21 protein-coding genes are annotated in these 24,700 nt (G+C 66.1%); 13 read left to right on the forward strand and 8 right to left on the reverse strand.

The window, feature by feature from the left end; genetic code table 11:
* Positions 1–19: 19 nt before the first annotated feature.
* The 4 genes from ACQY8M_RS02740 (at position 20) to ACQY8M_RS02755 (ending at position 5,211) form a co-directional block, all read left to right on the forward strand.
* Entirely contained in the window at positions 20–1,597 is a 1,578-nt protein-coding gene (locus ACQY8M_RS02740; protein WP_428668954.1) for an ABC transporter substrate-binding protein, read from the forward strand.
* A gap of 101 nt (positions 1,598–1,698) precedes the next feature.
* Entirely contained in the window at positions 1,699–2,640 is a 942-nt protein-coding gene (locus ACQY8M_RS02745) for an ABC transporter permease (RefSeq protein ID WP_428668955.1), read from the forward strand.
* A gap of 20 nt (positions 2,641–2,660) precedes the next feature.
* The gene (locus tag ACQY8M_RS02750; RefSeq protein WP_428675296.1) at positions 2,661–3,575 is read left to right on the forward strand and encodes an ABC transporter permease; all 915 of its coding nucleotides are present in this window, start codon (positions 2,661–2,663) and stop codon (positions 3,573–3,575) included.
* A 7-nt stretch (positions 3,576–3,582) separates the two neighbouring features.
* On the forward strand, positions 3,583–5,211 hold the full coding sequence (locus tag ACQY8M_RS02755) for an ABC transporter ATP-binding protein (RefSeq protein ID WP_428668956.1): 1,629 nt from the start codon (positions 3,583–3,585) through the stop codon (positions 5,209–5,211).
* A gap of 459 nt (positions 5,212–5,670) precedes the next feature.
* Here ACQY8M_RS02755 and ACQY8M_RS02760 read toward each other — a convergent pair whose 3' ends face one another.
* On the reverse strand, positions 5,671–6,225 hold the full coding sequence (locus ACQY8M_RS02760; protein ID WP_428675297.1) for a cytochrome b/b6 domain-containing protein: 555 nt from the start codon (positions 6,223–6,225) through the stop codon (positions 5,671–5,673).
* Between the two features lie 237 nt (positions 6,226–6,462).
* Here ACQY8M_RS02760 and ACQY8M_RS02765 point away from each other — a divergent pair, with 237 nt between their 5' ends.
* Both ACQY8M_RS02765 and ACQY8M_RS02770 read left to right on the forward strand, forming a co-directional pair.
* Entirely contained in the window at positions 6,463–9,057 is a 2,595-nt protein-coding gene (locus ACQY8M_RS02765) for a cation-translocating P-type ATPase (RefSeq protein WP_428675298.1), read from the forward strand.
* Between the two features lie 174 nt (positions 9,058–9,231).
* On the forward strand, positions 9,232–9,447 hold the full coding sequence (locus ACQY8M_RS02770) for a dodecin family protein (RefSeq protein ID WP_428668957.1): 216 nt from the start codon (positions 9,232–9,234) through the stop codon (positions 9,445–9,447).
* On the opposite strand, the gene ACQY8M_RS02775 is transcribed toward ACQY8M_RS02770, so the two are convergent.
* The 5 genes from ACQY8M_RS02775 to ACQY8M_RS02795 all read right to left on the reverse strand — a co-directional run bounded on the left by ACQY8M_RS02775 (position 9,448) and on the right by ACQY8M_RS02795 (position 14,382).
* A complete protein-coding gene (locus tag ACQY8M_RS02775; protein ID WP_428668958.1) occupies positions 9,448–10,197 on the reverse strand; it encodes an ABC transporter permease in 750 nt (249 codons plus the stop codon).
* On the reverse strand, positions 10,197–10,934 hold the full coding sequence (locus ACQY8M_RS02780; RefSeq protein ID WP_428668959.1) for an ABC transporter permease: 738 nt from the start codon (positions 10,932–10,934) through the stop codon (positions 10,197–10,199). Before ACQY8M_RS02780 ends, ACQY8M_RS02775 begins: the two co-directional genes overlap by 1 nt.
* 163 nt (positions 10,935–11,097) lie before the next feature.
* On the reverse strand, positions 11,098–11,859 hold the full coding sequence (locus ACQY8M_RS02785; protein WP_428668960.1) for an ABC transporter ATP-binding protein: 762 nt from the start codon (positions 11,857–11,859) through the stop codon (positions 11,098–11,100).
* 106 nt (positions 11,860–11,965) lie between these two features.
* Positions 11,966–13,357, reverse strand: coding sequence for an amidohydrolase family protein (locus ACQY8M_RS02790; protein ID WP_428668961.1), 1,392 nt, complete (start codon positions 13,355–13,357; stop codon positions 11,966–11,968).
* Positions 13,358–13,359: 2 nt separating this feature from the next.
* A complete protein-coding gene (locus ACQY8M_RS02795) occupies positions 13,360–14,382 on the reverse strand; it encodes an ABC transporter substrate-binding protein (protein WP_428668962.1) in 1,023 nt (340 codons plus the stop codon).
* Positions 14,383–14,457: 75 nt separating this feature from the next.
* Between ACQY8M_RS02795 and ACQY8M_RS02800 the strand changes: the two genes are divergently transcribed.
* The 6 genes from ACQY8M_RS02800 (at position 14,458) to ACQY8M_RS02825 (ending at position 21,927) form a co-directional block, all read left to right on the forward strand.
* The gene (locus tag ACQY8M_RS02800) at positions 14,458–16,083 is read left to right on the forward strand and encodes an acyl-CoA dehydrogenase family protein (protein WP_428668963.1); all 1,626 of its coding nucleotides are present in this window, start codon (positions 14,458–14,460) and stop codon (positions 16,081–16,083) included.
* Positions 16,080–17,210, forward strand: coding sequence for a helix-turn-helix domain-containing protein (locus ACQY8M_RS02805; RefSeq protein ID WP_428668964.1), 1,131 nt, complete (start codon positions 16,080–16,082; stop codon positions 17,208–17,210). Before ACQY8M_RS02800 ends, ACQY8M_RS02805 begins: the two co-directional genes overlap by 4 nt.
* Before the next feature lie 31 nt (positions 17,211–17,241).
* The gene (locus ACQY8M_RS02810; RefSeq protein WP_428668965.1) at positions 17,242–18,657 is read left to right on the forward strand and encodes a serine hydrolase domain-containing protein; all 1,416 of its coding nucleotides are present in this window, start codon (positions 17,242–17,244) and stop codon (positions 18,655–18,657) included.
* A 98-nt stretch (positions 18,658–18,755) separates the two neighbouring features.
* A complete protein-coding gene (locus ACQY8M_RS02815; protein ID WP_428668966.1) occupies positions 18,756–20,231 on the forward strand; it encodes a M81 family metallopeptidase in 1,476 nt (491 codons plus the stop codon).
* A 78-nt stretch (positions 20,232–20,309) separates the two neighbouring features.
* A complete protein-coding gene (locus ACQY8M_RS02820) occupies positions 20,310–20,516 on the forward strand; it encodes a hypothetical protein (RefSeq protein WP_428668967.1) in 207 nt (68 codons plus the stop codon).
* Positions 20,509–21,927, forward strand: a complete 1,419-nt coding sequence (locus tag ACQY8M_RS02825; RefSeq protein ID WP_428668968.1) for an amidase — start codon at positions 20,509–20,511, stop codon at positions 21,925–21,927. The genes ACQY8M_RS02820 and ACQY8M_RS02825 overlap by 8 nt, the downstream gene beginning before the upstream one ends.
* 149 nt (positions 21,928–22,076) lie before the next feature.
* Here the strand turns inward: ACQY8M_RS02825 and ACQY8M_RS02830 are convergent, their stop codons facing one another.
* The gene (locus ACQY8M_RS02830; protein WP_428668969.1) at positions 22,077–22,799 is read right to left on the reverse strand and encodes an amino acid ABC transporter permease; all 723 of its coding nucleotides are present in this window, start codon (positions 22,797–22,799) and stop codon (positions 22,077–22,079) included.
* An 84-nt stretch (positions 22,800–22,883) separates the two neighbouring features.
* Positions 22,884–23,717: an ABC transporter substrate-binding protein gene (locus tag ACQY8M_RS02835; protein ID WP_428668970.1), complete on the reverse strand. Its 834-nt coding sequence runs from the start codon at positions 23,715–23,717 to the stop codon at positions 22,884–22,886.
* A gap of 55 nt (positions 23,718–23,772) precedes the next feature.
* Here ACQY8M_RS02835 and ACQY8M_RS02840 point away from each other — a divergent pair, with 55 nt between their 5' ends.
* Positions 23,773–24,666 (forward strand): TauD/TfdA dioxygenase family protein, encoded by an 894-nt coding sequence (locus ACQY8M_RS02840; RefSeq protein ID WP_428668971.1) that lies wholly within the window; start codon positions 23,773–23,775, stop codon positions 24,664–24,666.
* Positions 24,667–24,700 lie beyond the last annotated feature (34 nt).

The following is a 24,700-nucleotide window of genomic DNA, read 5'->3' on the forward strand; positions in this document are numbered from 1 at the left end:
ATCAGTGGAGGGGAATTTGATGAGCATCACGCGACGCACCTTGGCCGCGCTGGCGGCAGGTGCTGCCCTGGCAGGCGCCGGACCGGCGCTGGCTCAGGGCAAGGTCCTGAGGTTCGTGCAGAACGGCAACCTGACGATCCTCGATCCGATCTGGACGACGGCCTACGTCACGCGCAATCACGGCTACTTCATTTACGACACGCTGTTCGCTTCGGACGAGAAAAACGAAGTAAAGCCGCAGATGGTCGACAAGTACGACGTCTCGGCCGACAAGACGGTGTGGACCTTCACGCTGCGGGACGGGCTGGAGTGGCACGACGGCACGCCCGTCACCTCCGCCGACTGCATCGCCTCGATCAAGCGCTGGGGCGCACGCGACGCGATGGGCCTCAAGCTCATGGACTTCGTCAAGGAATTCAAGGAAGTCGACGCCAAGACCTTCCAGATGGTGCTGAAGGAGCCCTACGGCCTGGTGCTCGATTCGCTCGGCAAGCCGAGCTCGCAAGTGCCCTTCATGATGCCGAAGAAGGTGGCCGACACCGATCCGTTCAAGCAGATCGACAGCCAGATCGGCTCGGGCCCGTTCATCTACGTCAACGCCGAGTCCAAGCCCGGCGAGAAGCACGTCTATATCAAGAACCCGAAATACAAGCCGCGCTCCGAGCCGGCCTCGGGCCTGGCCGGCGGCAAGGTGGTCAAGGTCGACAAGGTCGAGATCGTCGAGATGCCCGACCCGCAGCAGCAGGTGAACGCCCTCATCGCCGGCGAGATCGACCTGATCGAGCAGCCGCCGCATGATCTGATCCCGATCCTGAAGAAGGAAAAGAGCGTCAAGCTGTTCGACTGGAACCCGCTCGGCCACCAGTTCATCATCCGCTTCAACCACCTCCAACCGCCGTTCAACAATCCGAAAATCCGGCTGGCCGCGCTCTATTCGATGCGCCAGGAGGATTACCTCAAGGCGACGGTGGGTGAACCCGAATACTACAAGGTCTGCTCCGCCGCCTTCGTCTGCGGCACGCCCAACGCCGTCGACGCGCCCAACGGCCTGCTGGTCAAGCCGGACTTCGAGAAATCCAAGGCGTTGCTCAAGGAGGCCGGCTACGACGGCACACCGATCGTGCTGATGCAGTCGACCACGCTGCCGGTGCTGACCAACGTCGCGCCGGTCACCAAGCAGCTGCTCGAGCAGGGCGGCTTCAAGGTCGACATGCAGTCGATGGACTGGCAGACGCTGGTCACCCGCCGCACCAAGAAGGACGCCCCGGACAAGGGTGGCTGGAACGTGTTCCACACCTTCTCGGTCGCCGCCGACATCCTCAATCCGATCTCGGATTCCTATATGGTGGCCAACGGCGACAAGGCCTGGTTCGGCTGGCCGACCGATCCTGAGATGGAAAAGATCCGCGACGCCTATGCCAAGGAAACCGATCCCGTGAAAGGCAAGGCCCTCGCCGCCGCCGTGCAGGCCCGCGCGCTCGAGACCGCGCAATATGGCTGGATCGGCCAGTGGTACGGGCCGGGCGCGATGCGCGCCAACGTCAGTGGTTGGCTGAAGGCACCGGTGCCGGTGATGTGGAACGTGGAGAAGAAGTAGCAACGTCGTTGGGGCTTGCCCCCTCCGGCCTTCGGCTACCTCCCCCGTCAGACGGGGGAGGCCGGGAGGGGGAAGCCTCGGCACTGCAACCTGAGAGCCCAATGCTCGATTTCATCGCCCGTCGTCTCGTCGCCATCATCCCCGTTCTTGCGGTGGTGGCGGTCTTCGTCTTCCTCATGTTGCGGCTGACGCCGGGCGACCCCGCCGCGGTGATCGCCGGCGACAACGCCACCTCGGACCAGATCGCCGACATCCGCGAGAAGCTCGGCCTCAACCAGCCGATCTGGCAGCAGTTCGGCATCTGGATCGGCAATATCCTCCAGGGCAATTTCGGCGAGAGCTTCTTCTTCAAGAAGACGGTCGCCGAGCTGATCGCCCAGCGGGTCGAGCCGACGCTGGCGCTGGCGCTCTGCACGCTGGTCTTCGCGGTCTGCGTCGCGGTGCCGATCGGCGTGATGGCGGCCTATCGCCAGGGCTCGGTCTTCGACAAGTCGGTGATGGCCTTCTCGGTGCTCGGCTTCTCGGTGCCGGGCTTCGTGATCGGCTACTGCCTGATCTACGTCTTCGCCATCGAGCTCGGCTGGCTGCCGGTCCAGGGCTATGTCCGCATCGGCGTCGATCTCGGCCGGTTCGCCGAGCGCATGGTGCTGCCCTCGCTCACCCTGTCGGTCGGCTTCATCGCCCTGATTGCGCGCATCACCCGCGCCTCGGTGCTCGAGGTGCTGAACGAGGATTACATCCGCACCGCCCGCGCCAAGGGCCTCAGCAACCGCGTCGTGCTGATGCGCCATGCGCTGCGCAACGCGGCGGTGCCGATCCTGACCGTGATCGGCCTCGGCATCGCCATCCTGATGGGGGGCGCGGTCGTGACCGAGAGCGTGTTCGGCCTGCCGGGACTCGGCCGCCTCACCGTCGAGGCGGTGCTGAGCCGCGATTTCCCGACCATCCAGACGGTCATCCTGCTGTTCTCGGTGGTCTATGTCGTCATCAACCTCCTGATCGACATCAGCTACACCATCTTCGACCCGAGGATCCGCTATTGAGCGCGATAACCCCAGAAGACATCGTCGACTCCGCCTCGATTGCAGCGGCCTCGACCAAGCGCAAGCCTCTGTGGCAGGTTGCTCTTCGCAATCCCAGCGTCATCTTCGGCGGGGTGATCCTGCTGGTCATGGTGGCGATCGCGATCTTCGCGCCGTTCCTCGGCACCGTCGATCCGACGCGCATCGATCCCGCGGCGCGCAACAAGAAGCCCGGCACCGAGATCACCTTCCGGCTCGAGGACGGCAAGACGGCCAAGCGCACCGTGCTGATGGGCACGGACAGCCTGGGCCGCGACGTCTACAGCCGCGTGCTGTACGGCACGCGCGTGTCGCTCGCGGTCGGCATCAGCGTCTCGATCTGCGCCATCCTGGCCGGCATGGTGATCGGCCTCGTCTCGGGCTACGTGCGCTGGGCCGACGGCATCATCATGCGGATCATGGACGGGCTGATGGCCATTCCGGGCATATTGCTCGCCATCGCGCTGGTCTCGATCTGGCGCGCCGGCCTGATCACCGTGATTTTCGCCATCGTTGTGCCCGATGTCCCGCGCGTCGTCCGCCTGGTGCGCTCGATCGTGCTCACGGTGCGCGAGGAGCCCTATGTCGAGGGCGCCATCTCGGTCGGCACACCGACGTGGGTCCTGCTGTTCCGCCATATCCTGCCGAACACGATCGCCCCGCTGATCGTGCAGGGCACCTTCCTCGCCGCCGCCGCGATCCTCGCGGAAGCCGCGCTGTCGTTCCTGGGCATCGGCATCCCGCCGGAGATCCCGAGCTGGGGCAACATCATGGCCGAGGGCCGCACCCTGTTCCGCGTCTTCCCGCACAACATTCTCTACCCCGGCATCTTCCTCGCCTTGACCGTGCTGGCGATCAACATCATGGGCGACGGCCTGCGCGACACGCTCGACCCGAAGATGAGCAAGAAGGTTTAGCGTTCAAATGGCCGACAAGAAGCCCGTCCTCGAAGTCCGCAACCTCACCGTGGCGCTGCCGGGCGGCGCCGACCGCGCCAATGCCGTCGAGAAGGTGAGCTTCACCGTAAACCCCGGCGAGATCGTCTGCCTGGTGGGCGAATCCGGCTCGGGCAAGTCGGTGATCGCCTTCACGGTGATGGGCCTGCTGGCCAAGGCGCTGAAGCCCACGGGCGGCGAGATCCTGCTCGAAGGCGAGAACGTGCTCGCCGCGACCGAGGAGCGGCTGCGCGAGCTGCGCTGCACGCGCATGTCGATGATCTTCCAGGAGCCGATGACGGCGCTCAATCCGGTGATGACCTGCGGCGAGCAGATCGACGAGGTGCTGCGCACCCACACCAAGCTCGACAATGCGACGCGCAAGGCCAAGATCATCAAGATCCTGAGCCGGGTGAAGCTGCCCGAGCCGGAGCGCATCTACGCCTCCTATCCGCACCAGCTCTCGGGCGGCCAGCGCCAGCGCATCATGATCGCCATGGCGCTGGTGCTCGATCCCGTGCTGCTGATCGCCGACGAGCCGACCACCGCGCTCGACGTCACCACCCAGGCCGAGATTCTGAAGCTGATCGCCGAGTTGCAGGAGACCGAGGGCACCGGCGTGCTGTTCATCACCCACGATTTCGGCGTGGTCGCCGAGATCGCGCACAAGGTCGCCGTGCTGCGCTGGGGCGAATTGGTGGAGATGGGCCCGACCGAGCAGATCCTGTCGCGGCCTGGCGCCGGCTACACCAGGATGCTGATCTCCTCGGTGCCGTCGATCCATCCGGTGCATCGCGGCGTGCGGCTCGAGGGCGTGACGGTGCTGCGCACCGAGAAGCTCGGCAAGACATACAGCGGCAAGTCGTTCTTCCAGAAGGCGCGCGTCGTGAAGGCCGCGGTCGACGTCGATCTCGACATTCGCCGCGGCGAAACGCTGGGCATCGTGGGTGAGTCCGGCTCGGGCAAGTCGACGGTGGCGCGCTGCATCGCCCGCCTGATCGATCCAAGCGAGGGCAAGGTGTTCCTGGGCGACACCGAGATCGCCACCATGTCGGCGAGCCGGCTGCGGCCGTACCGCCGCAAGGTGCAGATCGTCTTCCAGGATCCCTACCGCTCGATGAACCCACGCATCACCATTGGCGAATCGATCATCGAGGGACCGATGAACTTCGGCCTGCCGCGCGACGAGGCACTCGCCCGCGCGCGCAAGCTGATGGAGACGGTGCGGCTCGATCCCAATGCGCTCGACCGCTATCCGCACCAGTTCTCGGGCGGCCAGCGCCAGCGCATCTGCATCGCCCGCGCGCTCGCCATGGAGCCCGAGCTGCTGATCGCCGACGAGGCGGTCTCCGCGCTCGACGTGTCGGTCCAGAAGCAGGTGCTCGAGTTGCTCGACGAAATCCGCCAGCGGCTGAACCTCGCCGTGCTATTCATCACCCACGACCTCCGGGTCGCCGCGCAGATCTGCGACTACGTCGCGGTGATGAGCAAGGGCCGGGTCGTCGAATACGGCTCGGCCGAGCAGGTCTTCGGCTCACCGAAGGACGAATACACCAAGGCACTCTTCGCCGCCGCGCCCGGCCGCAACTGGGAATTCGGCAAGTTCGCCACGGCCTAAACCTGTTTCAAACCTCGCAAAGACGTGGATCAGCTTCGATGCCGATGGCAGGTCTGCGAGGAGGATCCACGACAGGCTCTACGGACTCGGGTCACCATGGCGGGTTTTCGGCAACATACCTTTTGACGGCGAGGCGAGCATCGAGGGACGACGGCCAGTCCACTGCCCGGAAAGCGTCTGTGCCGTGAGCCCGTATCCACAGGACGAATCATTTCCACGATTGCAACATCAACCTCAGTTGCCGCTGATCATCTGAATTCGCTTCCGCCTTTGGCGGCATAACAGAATTTGCCGGACTTGTTGCTGATTCGACCGGTCCGCGAGCGACCCAAAGCGGACCTGACCGAACTCGGCAGTCGATCGCAGGTCGGTACGCGCGAAGATCGGCTCCCAAGAAAAGACCTTTGGTACGAAATGAGTTGGCCTCCCGGTCCAGCGGCCATGTCACTCCCCTACCAACTATCGCTTTGATCCATCGACGAAAAGCATGAAGCGCGCGAGAGGCCACTTGAACAGGAGCAGATAGACGACGTGCAGGACGACGAGGCCGACCAGGAGGTTTGCGAGCAACTCGTGAATTTCGGACAATGGACCCTCCTCCGCGTCGCGTTCGCCGTGACCTTTCGCCTGAGCGGAACCGCCCCGCTTGTCCGTCGAGTCCTTGGCAACCGCCAATGCGACGGCGGCCCCGGCGGCGAGGCCGACGGCCCGGCCACGATCCATGGCGATGCCCGTCCCGGACACGCCGATTAGGCAAATGGCAATGCCGAGAAGCAGCGTCCGACTTATGGCTGGGTGGGTCATGGCATTGCCAAGCTTCAAACCGGCGAAATGCGGGTAGAACCTCATCAAGCCCAACTGAGGAACGCCCGTAACGGCCCACAGCACCCGTCCAACCAGAACTACCGACACGGCATAGCCAAGCCACGCGTGAACAAGGCCCATTTCACCGGTCGTGTAGGCGGCAACAGCCAGCACAACCAGAACTGCGTGGTAGGCACGAATGCGATGCATAGTCGCCAAGGGATGCACTCCATGGTGTTGGGGGACAGGCGAGGTTTCACCTGGCCCATCGCGAATCGGCAATTCCTGAAGTCCGTCGGTGTCTCGGCTTGCTTGCGGCTGAAGCGAACGACCCGCCGCGCCATACTTAAAGTGCTTCGCCACGGGACGGGTTGATTTGCATCAAGAGCGCACGGAAGCCGGCGTGCTATTGGTTTAATGACGCGCCGTAGCGTTGGGAGGTGAGAGCTGGACCACCAATGTGCGACTGCGGCTTCAGCGCCGGGCCTGACTGAACAAGAAGCCCGGCAGCGACTGGATGCCGAAGGCTTCAATGACCTTCCGGGCACGGACAGCCGGTCGTTTGTACGAATCCTAGGGGACGTGCTCCGCGAACCGATGTTCGCGCTTTTGCTCGGCGCAGGTGCGATCTACCTCTTCCTGGGCGACTTGACCGACGCATTGATGCTGCTGGTCTTCGCTTGTCTCTCGATCTCGATCAGCGTCATTCAGGAGCTTCGCAGCGAGCGCGTGCTCGAAGCGCTGCGGGATATGACCAGTCCACGGGCGCTCGTCATCCGTGACGGGAGTCGGAAGCGCATCCCCGGCCGCGAAGTCGTCCGTGGCGACGCCATTGTCCTCCTCGAAGGCGATCGTGTTCCCGCCGATTCCCTTCTCGTTGCCGCCAACAACTTGCTGATCGACGAGTCGTTGCTGACTGGCGAATCCGCTCCTGTGAGAAAGCTGGCGACCGGCGGTAGCAAGGACGCCGGGATGGCCCGCCCTGGCGGCGAGGACCAGCCTTTCCTGTTCTCCGGCACACTCATCGTGCGCGGCGATGGACTGGCAATTGTGCGTTCGACCGGTCAGCGGAGCGAGATCGGCAAGATCGGCCAGACGCTGGGGAAGATTGTCGCCGAGCCGCCTCGGCTTCGGCAGCAGACCAGGTCCCTGGTCCGCAACTTTGCCGCTGCAGGTATGGCAGCCAGTCTCCTCGCCGTCCTGCTCTATGGTTTCCTGCGTGGCGATTGGCTGCAGGCGGTGCTGGGCGGCATTGCGCTCGACATGTCGATGCTGCCCCAGGAATTCCCTCTCGTTCTGAGTGCCTTCATGGTGATGGGTGCGTGGCGGCTGTCGCAGGCGCGTGTGCTTACCCGCCGTGCCGCCGCCATCGAGATGCTTGGATCGGCGACAGTCCTGTGCACGGACAAGACGGGCACGTTGACCGAGAACCGGATGACGATTGCGGAGTTGCGAACCCCGGCCGAAACTTGGCGAGCGGTGGCGGGCGCGTCGGCTCCCGGGGGCCTGATCGAGCTGATCGAAGCTGCACTTCTGGCAAGTGGACGCGACTCCTTCGATCCGATGGAACGAGCGATTGCAGGGCAGGCTTCACTGCATCCGGGTGGTTCGGAAGACGTGTATGCCGGCCTGGAGTTGATCCGGCAGTACGGGCTGCGCCCCGAGCTTCTCGCCATGACCAACGTCTGGCGGCGACGCGAGGGAGCCGAGTGTCTGGCCTTCACCAAGGGCGCGCCAGAAGCGATCGGCTCCTTGTGCCGTCTCGACGCGGAGCAACTCGCTTGGGTGCGCACGGCCTTGGACGAGATGGCGCGGGAAGGCGTTCGTGTCCTGGGCGTCGCTCGAACGATCCACGCGGATCTGGAACTGCCCGAAGATCAACAGGGATTTGCCTTCGAGTTCCTGGGACTTGTCGGCTTCGCCGACCCCTTGCGGACGAACGTGCCGGAGGCCGTACGGGAATGCCAGTCGGCCGGCGTGCGGGTCATCATGATTACGGGCGACTATCCGGCCACGGCGGAGGCAATCGGTCGCAAGGCCGGCCTGACGGGAAGTGGCGTGATTGACGGCGAGGAGCTGGTGCGCCTCGACGATGCTGCCGTGACGGCGCGCCTTCGCACGATCAGCGTGTTTGCCCGAATCCTGCCTGAACAGAAACTGCGGATCGTTGACGCCCTCAAGGCCGACGGCGAGATCGTCGCTATGACCGGGGATGGCGTCAACGATGCGCCGGCCCTCAAGTCGGCCCATATCGGCATTGCCATGGGCGGCCGCGGCACCGACGTCGCGCGCGAAGCATCGTCGATCGTCCTGTTGGATGACGATTTCGGATCGATCGTCCGGACGATCCGCCTTGGTCGCCGCATCTACGACAATCTGCGCAAGGCGATCGCCTACATCGTGGCGGTGCACGTTCCCATCGCAGGCCTCGCGCTCGTCCCGCTGCTTTTCGGCTTTCCCCTCATTCTGACGCCGATCCACATTGCGTTTCTCGAAATGGTGATCGATCCGGCCTGCTCGATCGTCTTTGAGGCCGAGCCTGACGAGGACGACCTGATGCGCCGCCCGCCGCGGAGTGCTGAAAGCCGGTTATTGTCCGGCGCGATGGCCGGCTGGAGCCTGTTTCAGGGCCTACTGGCTTTCGCCGCAGTGGCAGCCATCTTTGCGGGTGGCCTATTACGGCAACTGCCGGAGAACGAACTGAGGGCGCTGGTCTTCGTTTCGTTGGTGCTGATCAACGGCAGCCTGATCCTGGTGAACCGCTCGTCCAGCGGATCGTTGATCCAAGCGATCGTCCGCCCAAACCTGTCGCTGTGGGTTCTGCTTTCCGGTGTGGTGGCGGTGCTCGCCGTGACGCTTACATGGCAGCCTGCGATGGATCTGTTCCGGTTCGGGCCGCTTCACCTCGACGATCTCGGGGTCACTCTGCTGGCCGGCGGGACCATTCTAGTCGTTCTGCAGCTGGCAAAACCGATCTGGCGAAAGGCTTCGCGGCCGTCGCGGGAACTCGGATTGAACGTGCCATCGCCAAATCAACCCTGAGGCGCTGTGGAGTGACTTGTGCAGCGAGCGCCTGGAAGCGTGAACCACGGAGTGACGCGGACAGCGAAGCGGAGTAGGTTTCGCGACACAAGGAAAGTTCCAGGAGGCCGACGCCGAGCCTCCCCTCTAACCGGCGCTGGACGGAAACAGTGAAACCGTGTCCGGGAGGAAACCATGGCCGAGAGCGTCTACAAGGTGGTCGAACTGGTTGGCACCAGCACCGAGTCCTGGGAGAAGGCCGCAAAGGCGGCGGTCGACCTCGCCGCCAAGTCGTTGCGCGACCTGCGCGTTGCCGAGGTCGTCGAGCAGGACATGATCATCGAAAAGGGCCAGGTTGCGGCCTACCGCGCCAAGGTGAAGCTGTCCTTCAAGTACGAAGGCGGCGGCTGATCAGGAATAGCGGTCGCGCACCTTCTTCTCGACCCAGCCGGCGGCGAGAAACGCCGTCGCCGAGATGACCGTTGCGACCAGCGACGCGCCGAACGCCTGCTCGGTCTGGAAATCCGACTTGGTCTTGGCGAAGAGATAGCCGAGCCCAGTCGTGCCCATCAGGAACTCCGCCACCATGGCGGCGAGGATGGCGTGCGCCGCCGCGAGCTTGAAGGCTATGGCAAGGTTGGGCATCGCGGCGGGCAGCGCGAGGCGGCGCAGCAGGTCGAAGCGCGACGCGCCGAGCACGCGGAACAGGTCTTCCGAGCCGGGCGGCGGCTGGCGCAGGCCGGACGAGGCGAAGACGAAGCTCGGGAAGAAGGTGATGATCACCACGATCGCCAGCACGGTCGAGGTGTCGTAGCCCAGCAGGCGGGCGATCACCGGGATCAGCGCGACCACCGGCACCGAGCTGAACAGCACGGTCAGCGGGTTGAGCAGGCCCGACGCGATCGGCGAGAACCAGGCCGCGACGGCAAGGCCGGTGCCGACCGCCATGCCGGCGACCAGGCCGAACACCGCGACCGCCAGCGTGATGCCGACATTGCCGAGATAGACCATCGGATAGGTGACAAGATCGTTCAGCACGGCCGTCGGCGTCGGCATGACGATCGGGTTGAAGCTGTTGGCGATCACCCAGGCTTGCCAGGCGACCAGCAACAGCAGGATGCCCCAGTAGTCTTCGATGATCCGCACCAGGAACGGACGCATCAGCCGAACCTCGCATAGGCTGCCCGCTCGAGCAGGGTCAGCAGGCCATAGAAGAACAGCGACGCGCCGACCGCCAGCAGCACCGCGCACCACAGCAGCACGATCTGGAAGTTTTGCATGGCGTTGATGATCAGGATGCCGATGCCGCGCGGCGCACCGAACCACTCGCCGATGATGGCGCCGATCAGCGCCGCCGGCCAGGCGAGCCGCAGCCCGGAGACGAGCGAGGGCAGCGCGGCCGGAAGCTCGAGCCGGACGAAGCGCCGCACGCGGTCGGCGCCCAGCACCGCGAACAGGTCGCGATGGGCAGGTGTGGCGCGCTGCAGGCCCGAGCTCACCGAGACGAAGACGATGAAGAAGACGTGGATCGAGGAGACCGCGGCCGGCGTGCTCTCGCGCGTCAGCAGCACGAGGAAGATCGGTCCCAGGGCGATCGACGGCACCGAGTTCAGCACAGCGGCGAGCCGGTCCGAGCCCCGGCGCAGCGGCGGCACGAGATGCGCCAGGGCCGCCAGCGCGAGGCCCGCTCCGGTCCCCCAGAGATAGCCCATCGCCGTCGAGTCGAGCGTGGCGCCGATCGCGCGTTGGAACAGCGGTCGTCGGCCCGGATCGGCCAGCATCTCGAGCACGTCGCTGAGCGGCGGCCAGGAGATGCCGAGGAGCTGCGTGCGGCCGACGATCTCCCAAGCCGCGAGGAACAGCGCGATGCCGAGCGCGCCGAGGAGCGTCTGCTTCATATCTCCTCCCCCGTCTTCGGGGGGGGTGTCAGCGTCTTACGCTGACGGAGGGGGCGTGACGCACAATCTCGCGTCGCGCCCCCTCCGTCGCGGATTACCGCGCCACCTCCCCCGCAAGCGGGGGAGGGAAGGAATGAGAAGAAGGAGAAGTGCGAAGCGCGCATCACGCTTCTAGTGCCGCCGTCAGGTCATCGACCAGACGGTGGAACGCCTCGCTGCGCATCACTGCCGGATCGCGCGGGCGGCCGAAGGGAACCGTGACTTCGCGCAGGATGCGACCGGGACGACCGCTCATCACGACGACGCGGTCGGCCAGGAACAGCGCCTCGTCGACCGAATGGGTGATCAGCATGGTGGTGATCTGCCGCGCCGACCAGATGCGCTGCAGCTCGACATTCATCTGCCGGCGGGTCACCGCGTCGAGCGCGCCGAACGGTTCGTCGAGCAGCAGCACCTCGGGCTCGAGCACCAGCGCGCGGGCGATCGAAGCGCGTTGGCGCATGCCGCCGGAAAGCTGCTTGGGCCGGGCATTGCCGAAGGCCCCGAGCCCGACAAGCTCGAGCAGGCGAGTGATCGCCGATTCATCGACCCGGCGGCCGGCAAGCCGGAACGGCAGGGCGACATTGTCGCGAATCGTGAGCCACGGCAGCAGCGCATGATCCTGGAAGGCGACGCCCAGCGCATGCTGCGCCGACACGAGGCCCGGCGCCGCACCGTTGACGCTCACGCTGCCGCCGCTCGGCTTCTCCAGCGAGGCAACGAGGCGCAGCAGAGTGCTCTTGCCGCAGCCGCTCGGCCCCAGGATGGCGACGAACTCGCCCGGCGCGATGGTGAGCGACAGCTCGGAGAGGGCGAGGACGCCCTCCTTGTTGCCGGCCAGCTCGAACCGCTTGCTGACCTTGTCGATGGAGATGGCCGCGTTCATGCTCTTCCGGACCGCGAGCGTCCCGCTCGCTCGGATTGAGCGAGCCAGAGGCTCGCGGTCCGGAAGAGCATGAGCGGGCCGGGAGACCCGCTGTCCGACAAGAGGCTCATGCTGTCATGGCGTCGAAGCGTTCCATCAGCTTGGGCAGGCGCTCGGCCAGCCGCCGGTCGATCTCCTTGCGGTCGACGGTCAGCAGCTCGCGGTCCTTCATCACCACCTTGCCGTCGATCACGACGGTGCGCACGTCGCGGCCGACCACGATGTTGGCGGCGACGAAGTAGATGTCCTGCAATGGCATCTGGTCGAGGTTGGTGCGGTCGATCAGCAGGATATCGGCCTTCTTGCCGACCTCGAGGCTGCCAATCTGCTTCGCCATGCCGAGTGCACGCGCGCCGCCGTTGGTAGCAACCTTCAGGATCTCCTCGCTGGGCATGACGTTGCGGAAGGCATAGGGCGTGCCGGCGACGGCCTGCTGCCCGACCCGCGCCATGTGCGCCACCTGGAAGATGTCGAGCGAGCCCCACGACGCTGCCCCGTCGGTGCCCAGCCCGATGTCGATGCCGCGCCGCCACATCTCGAGCAGCCGGTGCGGGCCGATGTGATAGTTGTTGAACGCACAGTGGCAGGCCGATGGCTTGTGCTTCACGTACAGGTCCATCTCGTTTTCCGACAGCAGCACCGAATGGGCGCAATGCATGTGCCGGTCGAGCGCACCGAGGCTCTGGAGATATTCGGCCGGACGCTTGCCGAACTTGGCCAGCGAGTAGTCGATCTCGTAGACACCTTCGCAGAGATGGGTGTGTATCTTGACGTCGAGCGCCCGCGCCGCCTCGCCCATCGCCTCGATCAGCTCGGGCGTGCAGGTCATGATCTGGCGCAGCGACAGCCAGGCCTGCACCCGGTCGGTGCTGTTCTTGTCGCCCTTCCAGCGCTTCACCAGGGCAACGTTGCCGTCGAGCGCCTTCCTGGTCGTGGTGATCATCGTCTTGGGCCAGTGGTCGCCCTGGTCGATGGTGTTGAGCGACACGAAACCCCGGATGCCGGTGTCGATCGCGGCGCGCCCCATCGCGTCGGGATGCGGCCCGCCCGCCTCGGCGAAGCAGGTCGTCCCGACCGAGATCATGTTGGCGTAGCACAGCAGGCCGGAGAGATAGACGTCCTCGTCCGTCAGCATCGATTCGAACGGAACGTAATAGTTCCACCATACCGGAATCTTGATCGGCCGCCGACCGTCGATCTCCGCGATCTTGCCGCGCAACAGGGTTTGCGCGGTGTGCACGTGGGCATCGATCATGCCGGGCATGGCGATCTGGCCCGAGCCGTCGATCGTCGAGGTCGCCTTCACGCTGCGCTTCGCAGCCGACGCCTTGCCGATCCAGACGATCTTGTTGCCCCGCACGGCGACGGCGCCGTCGGGGATCACGCGGTTCTTGCCGTCGATCGTGACGACGTCGCACCCGCTCAGCAGCAGGTCGGCCTTCAACGGGGCAACGGCCATGCTCAGCTCTTCTTCAGCGAGGCGTGCACTTCCGTCATGACGGAGAAGTCGCAGAGCTTGTCCACGTCCGGCAGCTTGTCACGCCCCGAGGCCTTGGCCGCGGCATACATCGGGCCAGCGATCGTGTCGCGATCGAGCGTCAGCAGCGGTGCATCCGGCTTGGCGGGATTCTTCAGCATGGCGAACTGCAGCTCGTTCTGGCGAGTCTGCTGCTTGAGGTCGAGACCGAGATCGGCGCCGTACTTGTTGACCGCGAGCCTGGCCGCAACGGCGGGGTCCTTGAGATCCTCGGTCCAGCCGCGGGTCAGCGCGCGCAGGAACTTCACCACGGTCGCACGCTCGGCCTGCAGGTAGTCGCGCTTCACGAAGATGAGGTTCGCGAAGCTCTTGTAGCCCATCTCGTCGAACGAGGTGAAAAAGAAGTCCTTGCCGCGCACCATGTTCATCTTCACCTCGAGCGTGACCGCCTGGTTGGTGCCGTAGGCGGTGTAGCCGTCGCCCGCCTTGGAGAGCAGCGGCTCGGGCGAGAAGCCGGCCGGCACGAACTCCCAGGTCTTGGGCAGGTTGTTGAGCGCCAGGGTCGCGTCGATCGCGGTGCGCTCGTTGGGGCCCTGCGCCAAGATCTTCTTGCCGACGATGTCGGCCGCCTTGAGGATCGGCTTGGCCGGCAGCGACAGGATGCCGAGCGGCGACACCGGGAAGGTGCCGGCCACCAGCACGAAATCGTTGCCGCGATTGACCGCGTCGAGATAGGGCAGCCAGGTGCCGTAGCCGATCTCCGCGCCGCCGGACGCCACCGTGACCGGCGACGGCGGCGCGTTCGGCCCGCCCGGCAGGGTCTTCACGTCGAGCCCTTCTTCCTTGAAGTAGCCGTTTTCGAGCGCCATCCAGACGCCGGCATATTCGACGTTGTAGATCCAGCCGAACGCCACGCGGACCGGCTTGACCTGCGCCCAGACCGCCGGTGCGGCGAGTCCAGTAGCCGCCGCCATGGCGGTGCCCTGCAAGAAGTGTCGGCGCTGCATGATTATCCCTCCCGGTTTTCCCGATTACCTTACAGCGGCGTGCAAGGCGCGGGCCAGCGGGAGTAGACTTCGGCGATGAGCACCGGTTTCCTCGAGGACGCCTCGTTCAATCAGTCGCCCGCGTTCGGCGACGTCGATCTGTTCAGCGCCGACAGGCCGCTCGCCGAGGCGGCGGCGCGCTACGGGCTCGACCTGAAAGCGCTCGCCGCCTGCGGCAAGGATTACGGCGCCGCGGAGACGCTCGATCTCGGCAGGATCGCGAACGAGAACCCGCCCAGGCTGCGGACGATGGATGGCAAGGGCAACCGGATCGACTTCGTCGAGTTCCATCCCGCCTATCACGCTCTGATGGCCAAGAGCATCGGCTGGGGCATCCACAGCGGTGCGCATGACGGCAGCGAGCCGGCCGCCCCGCTGACCAGCCGCGCAATGCGGCTCTATCTCGCAACCCAGGCCGAAAGCGGCCATCTCTGCCCGATCACCATGACCCATGCCTGCATCGGCGCGCTCAAGGCCGAGCCCAATGTGCTGGCGAAATGGCAGGCCAAGATCCTGTCGCGCGATTACGACAAGCGGCCGCTGCCGTGGTGGCAGAAGACCGGCGTCACGCTCGGCATGGGCATGACCGAGCGGCAGGGCGGCACCGACGTGCGCGCCAACATCACCACGGCCGCGCCGCAGGGCGACCATGTCGAGCTGAGCGGCCACAAGTGGTTCATGTCGGCGCCGATGTGCGACGCGTTCCTCGTGCTCGCGCAGGCCGCTGGCGGACTGACCTGTTACCTGATGCCGCGCTACCGGCCCGACGGCAGCCAGAACGCGATCCGGTTCCAGCGGCTGAAGGACAAGCTCGGCAACAAGTCGAACGCCTCGTCCGAGGTCGAATTCCATGGCGCGTATGCCGAAAGGATCGGCGCCGAGGGCGCGGGCGTGCGGACCATCATCGAGATGGTCAACCTGACGCGTCTCGACTGCGCCGTCGCCTCGGCCGGCCAGATGCGCTTCGGCCTCAGCCAGGCGCTGAACCACGTCCGCAACCGCTCGGTCTTCCAGCGCCGACTCGCCGACCAGCCGGCGATGCGCGCCGTCGCCGCCGACATGGCCCTCGAGCTGGAAGCGCAGGTCGCGTTGGTCTTCCGCCTCGCCCATGCCGTCGACAGCTCGGCGACCGACCCGCGCGAGGCCGCCTATGCGCGCCTGCTGACGCCGGCGGTGAAGTTCCTGGTCTGCAAGAGCGCACCGGCGATGGTCTACGAAGCGCTCGAGTGCCTGGGCGGCAACGGCTACACCGAGGATCTGCCGATGGCGCGGCTCTATCGCGAGGCGCCGCTCAATGCGATCTGGGAAGGCTCCGGCAACGTGATGGCGCTCGACGTGCTGCGCGCCGCCGGCCGCCATCCCGACGCCAGCATGGACACGCTCTCGCGCCTGGTGCGCACAGCCTCGCAGGCCTTCACTGTCGGGCCGCTGGCGCAGTCGCTCGAGCGCTGCCTCAAATCTCCCGACGCTGAGCGCCGCGCGCGCTTCCTGTGCGAGGGCCTCGCCCGTATCGCCGCCCTCGCCGCACTGGTCGAGGCGAAATCGGACTTCGCCGCCCTCTATGGCGACGCGCGGCTCGGCGCCAATCACTTCGGGCAGTTCGGCACGGCAGACCTCGGCGGCACCGAAGTGTCCCTGATGGATCGCGCCCTCGCCACGTGACCGACACGACGATCCTCTCGCTCGACTGGGCGCTGCGCGGCGGGACGGTCGCGTTGCTCCTATTGACCGCGGGCATGCTGTGGCGCGGCTATGGGCAGCTGATATCGGCGCGCCTGGGCGCGCTGTTCGCACTCGGCTCTGCTGCCTACGCGATCTGCTCGTCTGTCGGCCTGCAGGGCCAGCCGCACGTCTGGGCTTTCCCCCTGCTCGCGTTGTCCGCCGGTAACAATGTGGTGTTCTGGCTGCTTGCCTCTGCCCTGTTCGATGACGGCTTCCGCCTGAGCCCATGGCACGCCGCTGTCTGGCTGGCACTGGTCGTGCTCGGCCTCGCGGAATGCCTCGTTGGTGGAACGAGGATACTGGGTATCGGCCTGACCCTGAGCTCGCTCGCCTTCGCCGCCGTCGCCATTGCCCAGACCGTCTCCTCCTGGCGCGCCGACCTGGTCGAGGGCAGGCGCCGGCTGCGCCTCTTCATCGTCGGAGCGTCGTCTCTCTACATCGCCGCCACAGCTCTATCGCAGCTCCTGACCGGCCCTCGTCCGGCGCCGGGCGCCAACCTGATCGGCGCGCTGGCCCTGATGGCGATCGCTGGCACGGTCGCCTGGACGCTGCTCCGGGTCAGCCGCGAGCAGTCGCTCTTCGTGTCAACCCCGGCCACAGTGGCGGCCGCCGTCGCCCCGAGCCCTCCGCCCGCGCCGCCTCCCGAGCCGGTCGATGCCGGCCTCCTGGCCAGCCTCGAACGGCTGATGACCGTCGAGCGGGCCTATCGCCAGGACGGTCTCACCATCGGCACCCTCGCCCAGAGGCTGGATCTGCCCGAATACCGGCTGCGCCGGCTGATCAACCAGGGGCTCGGCCATCGTAACTTCAACAGCTTCCTGAACCACTACCGGATCGAGGACGCCAAGGCGGCGCTGGCGGACCGGGCCCAGACGGCCGTTCCCGTCCTCACCATCGCCATGGATTCGGGCTTCAGCTCGCTCGGACCCTTCAACCGTGCCTTCAAGGCCGAAACCGGCCTGACTCCCAGCGAATACCGCCGTCTCAACACGGGAATCGGCGAGCCGATTCCAGATTCGGCGAGCCCGATTTCGAACCCGGCGAGAGGAAATCTGGCTGCTCAGTAGGCTTCTCCCACACCTCCAGGGAGAGCCGTACATGCATCGTTCCATTTCCATCGTGTCGCTGGCTGTCATGCCGATCCTGCTGACCGGCTGTGGCAGCCTCGATCGGGCGACCGGCGTGGCCACCGGCTTCGTCAGCCACCAGCTCTGCTCGGCCGCCTTCGTGTCAGGGGTCGAACCCGAAACCTTCTATCGCGAGTCTATCGCCCCCACTCTCGGGCCGGTCGAATTCCTGGTCAGCCACAGGCTCGACCGAGAGCGCGCCGAGGTGACGGCGACCTTCGCCGGCCTGGCGCCCAGCCGGTCCGTCTATCGCGGCCCGTTGGGCTGCCTCGTCCTGCGCGGCAATCCGCCGGCGCCGGTAAGCCTGCCGCAGGCCTCCGCCTTCCCCGCCCTGCTGCCGCCGATTGCCGGGCCCGAGCCGGTCGAGCCCGCCGACCCGGCCCTGCGTGCCGCGCTCGACCGTGCCTTCACGGAGCGATCGGCGCCGCCACTGCGCCAGACCAAGGCGATCGTGGTGGTTCACAACGGCCGCGTGATCGCCGAGCGCTACGCACCCGGCTACACGATGGACACGCCGCTGCCCGGCTGGTCGGCGACCAAGTCGGTCACCAATGCCCTGCTCGGCATCCTCGTGCGCCAGGGCAAGATCGCAGTGCAGGGTCCGGCGCCGGTTGCCGCCTGGACTTCGCCCGGCGATCCACGGCATGCGATCTCGGTCGACAACCTGCTGCGCATGAGCAGCGGGCTCGATTGCGGCCAGTCGCTGACAGCCAGCGCGCGTGACGCGTTCGATCCGTCGGCGCATATGGTGTTCGGCGAACGCGACATGGCGGCCTTCGCCGCCAGCCTTCCGTTGAAAGCGACGCCGGGCACCGACTGGACCTACACCAACTGCAACACGCTGCTGCTGTCGCAGATCATCCGCGAGAAAACCGGCGGCGATGCGGCTGCAGTCATTGCCTTTGCCCGGCGCGAGCTGTTCGACAAGCTGGGCATGCAGCATGTCACGCTCGAGTTCGACGCCGTCGGCACGCCGATCGGCGCCAGCCACATGTTCGCCTCGGCTCGCGACTGGGCGCGCTTCGGGCTGCTCTATCTCGATGACGGGGTGGCCGGCAACGAACGCCTCCTGCCCGAGGGCTGGGTCGACTACTCGGCGACCATGACGCCGGGCAGCGAGGAATTCGGCTATGCCGCCGGCTTCTGGACCAACCGCGGCCCCGGCAGTGGCACGCATTATCGCATAGCCCACGGCATTCCAGCCGACGCCTTCATGGCGCGCGGCGCCTACGGACAGTACATCGTCGTCGTGCCGTCGCAGCGGCTCGTCGTCGCCCGCTTCGGCACGGCGCTCGACATGCGCAATGACATGGACGGCGTCGCCCGCCTCGTAGCCGATGTGATCGCGCTGACGCCGCGCTCGCAGGCGGCTACAGTCCGACCGTAGGCGTGGGCGCAGCATAGAGGCTGCTCGCAGTCTGCAAGAGCGCGCCGTCAGGAAGGCGACGGTGGCTGTGCGCCGGCAAAGGACGCTACACTCGTCTCATGACAAAGAAGATCTTCACCGCCTGCCTCGGCACCGAGACCAATACCTTCGCCTCCATCCCCACCGGCCATCAGCTCTTCGAGGAGACCTGTCTCTTCCGCAAGGGGAACTACGGCAAAAACGTGCCGATGTTCGGCGCGCCCCTGGCGGTGTGGAAGCAGCGCGCCGACGCCAAGGGCTGGCAGACCGTCGAGAGCCTCTGCGCCTTCGCCATGCCGGCCGGCAAGACGGTGAAGAAGGTCTATGAGGCCTTCCGCGACGAGATCGTGTCGGACCTCAAGGCCGCGATGCCGGTCGATGCCGTGTTCCTGTCCTGCCACGGCGCCATGGTCGCCGAAGGCTACGACGATTGCGAAAGTGATTTGCTGGCCCATGTCCGCAAGGTCGTCGGTCCAGACGTGCCGGTGGGCGTCGAGCTCGACCTCCATTGCAATGTCGGCCCGGGCACCTTCCGCGACGCCACCGTGCTGGTGCTGTTCAAGGAATATCCGCATGTCGATGTATCGGAGCGCGCCGATGACCTGTTCACGGTGATGGAAGGCGCGATCGAGGGCCGCACCAAGCCGGTGATGGCGTCGTGGGACTGCCGCATGATCGGAGTGTTCCACACCACGCGAGAACCGATGCGCGGCTTCGTCGACAAGCTCTCTGCGATGGAAGGCAAGGACGGCGTGCTCTCGCTCTCGATCGCCCACGGCTTCCCGTGGTCCGATATCCAGGAGATGAGCAGCCGGATCATCGCCGTCACCGACAACGACAAGGCGAAGGCGGAGAAAATCGCCAAGGAACTCGGCCAGGAATTCTTCGCCATGCGCTCGGTCACGCAACCGCCCTACGTGACGCTCGATACCGCGATGGCGCGCATCTCCTCGCACAATCTGCCCAAGCCGATGGTGCTGGCCGACGTGTCGGACAATGCCGGCGGCGGAGCCGCCTCGGATTCGACCTTCATCCTGCAGGCGTTGCTCGACAAGAACGTGAAGGACGCCGCGATCGCCATGTTCTGGGATCCGGGCGCAGTGAAGCTGGCCTTCGAGGTCGGCGAAGGGGCCGAGCTGGATATCCGCCTCGGCGGCAAGCTCGGGCCGCAGTCCGGCGCTCCGATCGACGCTCGCGCTACGGTGCTGAAGATCGAGAAGGACGTGTCCATCCAGTTCGGCGGCCAGCGCAAGGGTACCAACCCCATCGGTGACGCCGCAGCGCTGCAGATCGACGGCGTGACGGTGATCGTCAACTCCAAGCGCTCGCAGTGCCACAGCCTCGACTGCTTCACCAAGCTGGGTGTCGATCCGTCGACCAAGAAGGTCGTGGTGGTGAAGTCCATGCAGCACTTCCACGCCGCCTATGCACCGATCGCGAGCGAGGTCGTCTATGTGGCGGCGCCGGGTGCGCTGGTGCCCGACTGGTCGCTGCTGCCCTACACGAAGGCCGACAAGACGCAGTGGCCGTTCGTGGCCGACCCGCATGCCGCATAAGGTGATGGCGGTGATGCCCGTCCCTCCCAGCGATGAGGCACATGGCTTGCATCGTGGCCGCCTGCAGGGAGGAGCCTGATGATCAAGAGTGACCTCGTTCGGCAGATGAATGAAGACTACGCGCAGCTTCGGCTCGAAGCGGCGCGGATAGAGGAGCTGCCGATCGAACTCGAACAGTTGCGCAAGGCCATGGAAGCCGCCAACCAAAAGGTCGACTTCGACACCGACCCGTACGACTTCCGCGCCGCCCTGCTGGAACTCGCTGCAGGCCCGAGCAATGACTGACTGGTCTCGCGCCTCGCTCACCGAAACCGCCGACGCCATCGCCGCCGGTAAGACCACGGCACGCGACGTCGTCGAGGCATGCCTCGACCGCATCGGCCGTCTCGACGGCACGCTGAACTGCTTCGTCGAGGTCGAAGGCGTGGGCGCGCGCGCCGCAGCCGACGCGGCCGATACGGCGCAGCGCCAGGGCAAGACGCTCGGCCCGCTGCACGGCGTACCGATGGCTCACAAGGACATGTACTACCGCCAGGGCAAGGTCTCGGCCTGCGGCTCGAAACTGCGGGCCGCCTGGCGCGCCCCCTTCACGGCGACCGCGTTGCAGCGGCTCGACCAGGCGGGCGCCATCGACATCGGCCGTCTGCTGATGGTCGAGTTCGCCATGGGGCCGCACGGCTACAACCCGAACTACCCGCAGTGCCGCAATCCCTGGAACCCGGACCACATCCCCTCCGGCTCGTCGAGCGGCTCCGGCGTCGCCGTCGGCGGACGCCTGGTCCATGCCGCGCTTGGTTCGGACACGGGCGGCTCGATCCGCTGCCCTGCCGCCGTCTCGGGCGTGACCGGCCTGATGCCGACCTACGGCCGGGTGAGCCGACGCGGCGCCATGCCGATGTCGCATTCGCTCGACGTCGTCGGCCCGCTGGCGCGGACCGCACGCGATTGCGCCCGGCTATTGGGTGTCCTTGCCGGCGCCGATCCCGCGGACGCCAGCTCGCTCGACATGCCGGTGCCCGACTACGAAGCCGCACTCGGCGGCAGTGCGCCGCTGCCGACCATCGGAATCGCGCGCGGCTATTTCGATGCCGGCGTTCACCCCGATGTAGCCAAGGCGCACGATCAGGCCGCCGCCGACCTGCGGCGCGCGGGCTTCATCGTGAAGGACGTCGCCCTTCCGGCGCACCTGCTCGACGAGATTGCCGAGTTGCATCCGCTGGTCATGAAGTCCGAAGGTGCGGCCAACCATACGCCGACAATGCGCGAGCAGGAGGCCGACTACACCTTCGAGGTCGGCCACCGCCTGCATGCCGGTTTCTTCATTCCGGCCAGCCACTACATCCGTGCGCTCAAGCTCCGCGGCCAGTATCTGCGGGCCTTCGCCAAGGTCGCCTTCACGCAGGCCGACCTGATCCTGACACCGGTGCTGGCAATCCCCGTGCCGACCATCGCCGAAACCACCGGCCGCACCGGCAAGGCCTATCTCGACATGGTCGTGGCGATCACCCGCAACACCAAGGTGATCAACTATCTCGGCCTGCCGGCGATGGGCGTGCCCTGCGGCTTCACGTCGAACGGGCTGCCGACGTCCTTCCAGCTGGTCGGCCGGCCGCTCCAGGAGGCCGCCTTGCTGCGCGCCGCGGACCGCTATCAGCAGGCCACGGACTGGCACCGGCGCGAACCGAAGCTGATTTGAAAAGCAGCTGCAACCAATCGGCCTGTACCGGCGTTGTTTGAGCACCAGGCCACTTCAGCTCAGCTGGTTCGCCTGAGACGTACCTGACAACCCGCCGTCTCCCCCCGGCGGGTTGTTTCGTGTGGGCGCGCCCTTCGCGCCCTTCGCGCTCAGCGCGGAAGAGCCGCCTGCTCGATGGCCGGGGCGATCGTCTTGGCTGTTGCCGTCCGTGCCACAGGATCGAAGCGCCGTTCGAGCCGGCGCTGGACGCGATCCCACAGGGTCGTGAGCACCAGGTAATAGACGGCGGCCGCGGCGAACACTTCAAGCACGTCGAACTTCACCTGCATGATCATCTCGCTGCGCCGCATGAGCTCCTCCATCGAGATGACCGAGGCGATCGACGTGGCCTTCAGGAGCCCGTTCACCGAATTGCCCAACGCCGGCAGGATGATTCGGATGGCCTGGGGCAGGATGACCTTGCGCAGAGCCAGGGTGCGCGACAATCCGAGCGCCTTGGCGGCGTCGCCCTGCCCGGGCGGCACGGCGAGGAAGCCGCCGCGGATGATCTCGGCCATGTAGGCTGCCTCGTTCAGCACGAGGGTCACGATTACCGAGACCAGCACGCCAAACTTGATGCCGACCTGCGGCAGGCCGGAATAGACCATCACCATCTGGATGAGCAGCGGCGTGCCGCGGAAGAACCAGATGTAGCCGCGCGCCACGCCGCTGACCGCCTTGTTGCCCGACGCGCGCAGCAGCGCGACCACCAGCCCGAGGATCAGCCCGCCCGCGAGGCCCGCGACCGTCAGGCCTGCCGTGACCAGCACGCCGACCAGGAGGAACTGATTGGTCAGCGCGTCGAGGAAGTCCGAGACGACGAAGCCCCTCATGTCATCTGTCCTCTGCGGGCGTCGTTCTCGTCTTCACCCTTCCTCCCCGGCTTCGCCAGGGAGGAACATGATTCGCTCATGTCATCATTGCGGGCCGGGGCCGCGGATCGCGAAGGTTTTGCTCGGGGCCTTGGTCAGGCCAAACTTGTCGAACAGCTTGTCGTAGCTGCCGTCGGCGCCCATCTCGGTCAGCGTCGCGGCGACCTTGGCCGCGACCGTCTTGTTGCGGAACATCATGGTGGTCGGCGCGCCGCCCAGCCCGGTCGCGGTGATCTCGATCAGGCCACGCCGCTCGATCTCCTTGGCGGTCTGGTCGATCAGCACGGCCGTCTCGACCTGTCCCGCACGCAGAGCGGCCAGCACGTCGGTCGCGGTCTTAAAGGTCAGGATCTCGATCGGCTTCCCGCCCTTGGCGGTCAGTTCCTTGTCCTCGCCGCGCAGCCAGCGCTCCTGGTAGGAATTCACCTCGACGCCGGCCTTCTTGCCGGCCAGCGACGCCACGTCGGCGAACTTCGCCGTCGAGCCCTTGCTCACCGTCAGGCTGATCGTCTGCTGCGCGTAGGGCACAGTGTAGGCGATCTTCGAGCGCTCCTCGGTCCAGAACATGCCGGTGTTGATTCCGTCGAAGCGGCCGGCGGTGAGAGCCGGCACCATCGGTGGGAAATCCATGCGGATCAGCTCGAGCGGGATGCACAGACGCCTGGCAATCTCGCGCATCAGCTCGACGTTGAGGCCCTGCAGCTCCCCCTTCTCGTCGACGAATTGCTGCGGCGGCAGGGTCGGGTTGATCGACATCTGCAGCTTGCCCGGTGTGACCAGGTCGGAGTCCGCGATCGCGGATTTGCAGGTCTGGGCGGCGGCCGGCAGGGCGCCGAGGCTGGCGATCATCAGTCCAAGAGAGAGCCAGCGGGAGCGCATGATAATCCTTCCTTCGGCCACACGGAGCTGGCGTGATTTGTGCAATAAGGGTGCCATGGAACAGATGGACTGGCGTGCCGCCGCCGTTCGACGCGGCATCGAAGTCACCGATCTCGCCGAGCAAGTCGGCACCCGGATCGACGGCATCGATCTCGGCGCCGAGCATGATGCAGAGATGGCAGCGATCATCCGCGCCGCCTGCGTCGAGCGGACGCTGCTGTTGTTCCGTGGCCAGACCAGCCTCTCGCCCGCGGGCTACCTTGCCTTCGCGCAGCGCTTCGGAGGCCGGCCGGACCTCCATTCGCTGCGGCACTACTGCCTGCCCGACCATCACGAGATCTTCGTGGTCGGCAACGTCCACGAGCAGGAGGCCAAGGTCGGCTCGCCCAAGGTCGGGCTGAACTGGCACACCGACCACTATCACCTGCCGGAGCCCGGCCTCTTCACCTACCTGCACGCCATCCAGGTGCCACCGGAGCAAGGCGACACGCGCTATGCCAATGGCATCGCCGCCTACGAGGCGCTGCCCGATGCCAAGCGCGCCGAGATCGACGGGCTGAAAGTGCTGCACAGCCGTGCGCGGCTGTTCAAGAACCTGTTTCCTGAGGCGACCGAGGAGGAGATGGAGGCCGAGCGCCGCAAGATTCCCGACGTCGTGCATCCGCTGGTCCGCACCCATCCCGAGATCGGCAAGCGCGGCCTCTATCTCGGCGGCGAATGGGGCTCGTGCATCGACGGCCTCGAGGCCGAACGCGCGCAGGCGCTCTACGACGAGCTGCTGCACCACATGATCCAGGACCGCTTCTCCTATCAGCACCGCTGGGACCCGGGCGACGTGCTGATGTCGGACAATCGCTGCTCGATGCATCGCGCCAGCGAATGGGACGAAGACAGCTACGTGCGGCGTCTTCACCGCATCATCATGATCGACAACCAAGCGCCGTTCTGACGGCGCTGAGGCACCTTGCTGAGCCCGGCGTAAC

It is taken from the genome of Reyranella sp. (genome assembly GCF_965279465.1).
Taxonomy (GTDB): domain Bacteria; phylum Pseudomonadota; class Alphaproteobacteria; order Reyranellales; family Reyranellaceae; genus Reyranella.

What these genes read in the sequence shown, in the direction of transcription:
- ACQY8M_RS02815 (WP_428668966.1), top strand. Translation starts at nt 18,756, where the DNA reads ATGACAAAGAAGATCTTCACCGCCTGCCTCGGCACCGAGACCAATACC.
- ACQY8M_RS02840 (WP_428668971.1), top strand. Translation starts at nt 23,773, where the DNA reads ATGGAACAGATGGACTGGCGTGCCGCCGCCGTTCGACGCGGCATCGAA.
- ACQY8M_RS02760 (WP_428675297.1), bottom strand. Translation starts at nt 6,225, where the DNA reads ATGCATCGCATTCGTGCCTACCACGCAGTTCTGGTTGTGCTGGCTGTT.
- ACQY8M_RS02795 (WP_428668962.1), bottom strand. Translation starts at nt 14,382, where the DNA reads ATGCAGCGCCGACACTTCTTGCAGGGCACCGCCATGGCGGCGGCTACT.
- ACQY8M_RS02830 (WP_428668969.1), bottom strand. Translation starts at nt 22,799, where the DNA reads ATGAGGGGCTTCGTCGTCTCGGACTTCCTCGACGCGCTGACCAATCAG.
- ACQY8M_RS02835 (WP_428668970.1), bottom strand. Translation starts at nt 23,717, where the DNA reads ATGCGCTCCCGCTGGCTCTCTCTTGGACTGATGATCGCCAGCCTCGGC.
- ACQY8M_RS02775 (WP_428668958.1), bottom strand. Translation starts at nt 10,197, where the DNA reads ATGCGTCCGTTCCTGGTGCGGATCATCGAAGACTACTGGGGCATCCTG.
- ACQY8M_RS02785 (WP_428668960.1), bottom strand. Translation starts at nt 11,859, where the DNA reads ATGAACGCGGCCATCTCCATCGACAAGGTCAGCAAGCGGTTCGAGCTG.
- ACQY8M_RS02770 (WP_428668957.1), top strand. Translation starts at nt 9,232, where the DNA reads ATGGCCGAGAGCGTCTACAAGGTGGTCGAACTGGTTGGCACCAGCACC.
- ACQY8M_RS02755 (WP_428668956.1), top strand. Translation starts at nt 3,583, where the DNA reads ATGGCCGACAAGAAGCCCGTCCTCGAAGTCCGCAACCTCACCGTGGCG.
- ACQY8M_RS02810 (WP_428668965.1), top strand. Translation starts at nt 17,242, where the DNA reads ATGCATCGTTCCATTTCCATCGTGTCGCTGGCTGTCATGCCGATCCTG.
- ACQY8M_RS02825 (WP_428668968.1), top strand. Translation starts at nt 20,509, where the DNA reads ATGACTGACTGGTCTCGCGCCTCGCTCACCGAAACCGCCGACGCCATC.
- ACQY8M_RS02800 (WP_428668963.1), top strand. Translation starts at nt 14,458, where the DNA reads ATGAGCACCGGTTTCCTCGAGGACGCCTCGTTCAATCAGTCGCCCGCG.
- ACQY8M_RS02740 (WP_428668954.1), top strand. Translation starts at nt 20, where the DNA reads ATGAGCATCACGCGACGCACCTTGGCCGCGCTGGCGGCAGGTGCTGCC.
- ACQY8M_RS02820 (WP_428668967.1), top strand. Translation starts at nt 20,310, where the DNA reads ATGATCAAGAGTGACCTCGTTCGGCAGATGAATGAAGACTACGCGCAG.
- ACQY8M_RS02790 (WP_428668961.1), bottom strand. Translation starts at nt 13,357, where the DNA reads ATGGCCGTTGCCCCGTTGAAGGCCGACCTGCTGCTGAGCGGGTGCGAC.
- ACQY8M_RS02780 (WP_428668959.1), bottom strand. Translation starts at nt 10,934, where the DNA reads ATGAAGCAGACGCTCCTCGGCGCGCTCGGCATCGCGCTGTTCCTCGCG.
- ACQY8M_RS02745 (WP_428668955.1), top strand. Translation starts at nt 1,699, where the DNA reads ATGCTCGATTTCATCGCCCGTCGTCTCGTCGCCATCATCCCCGTTCTT.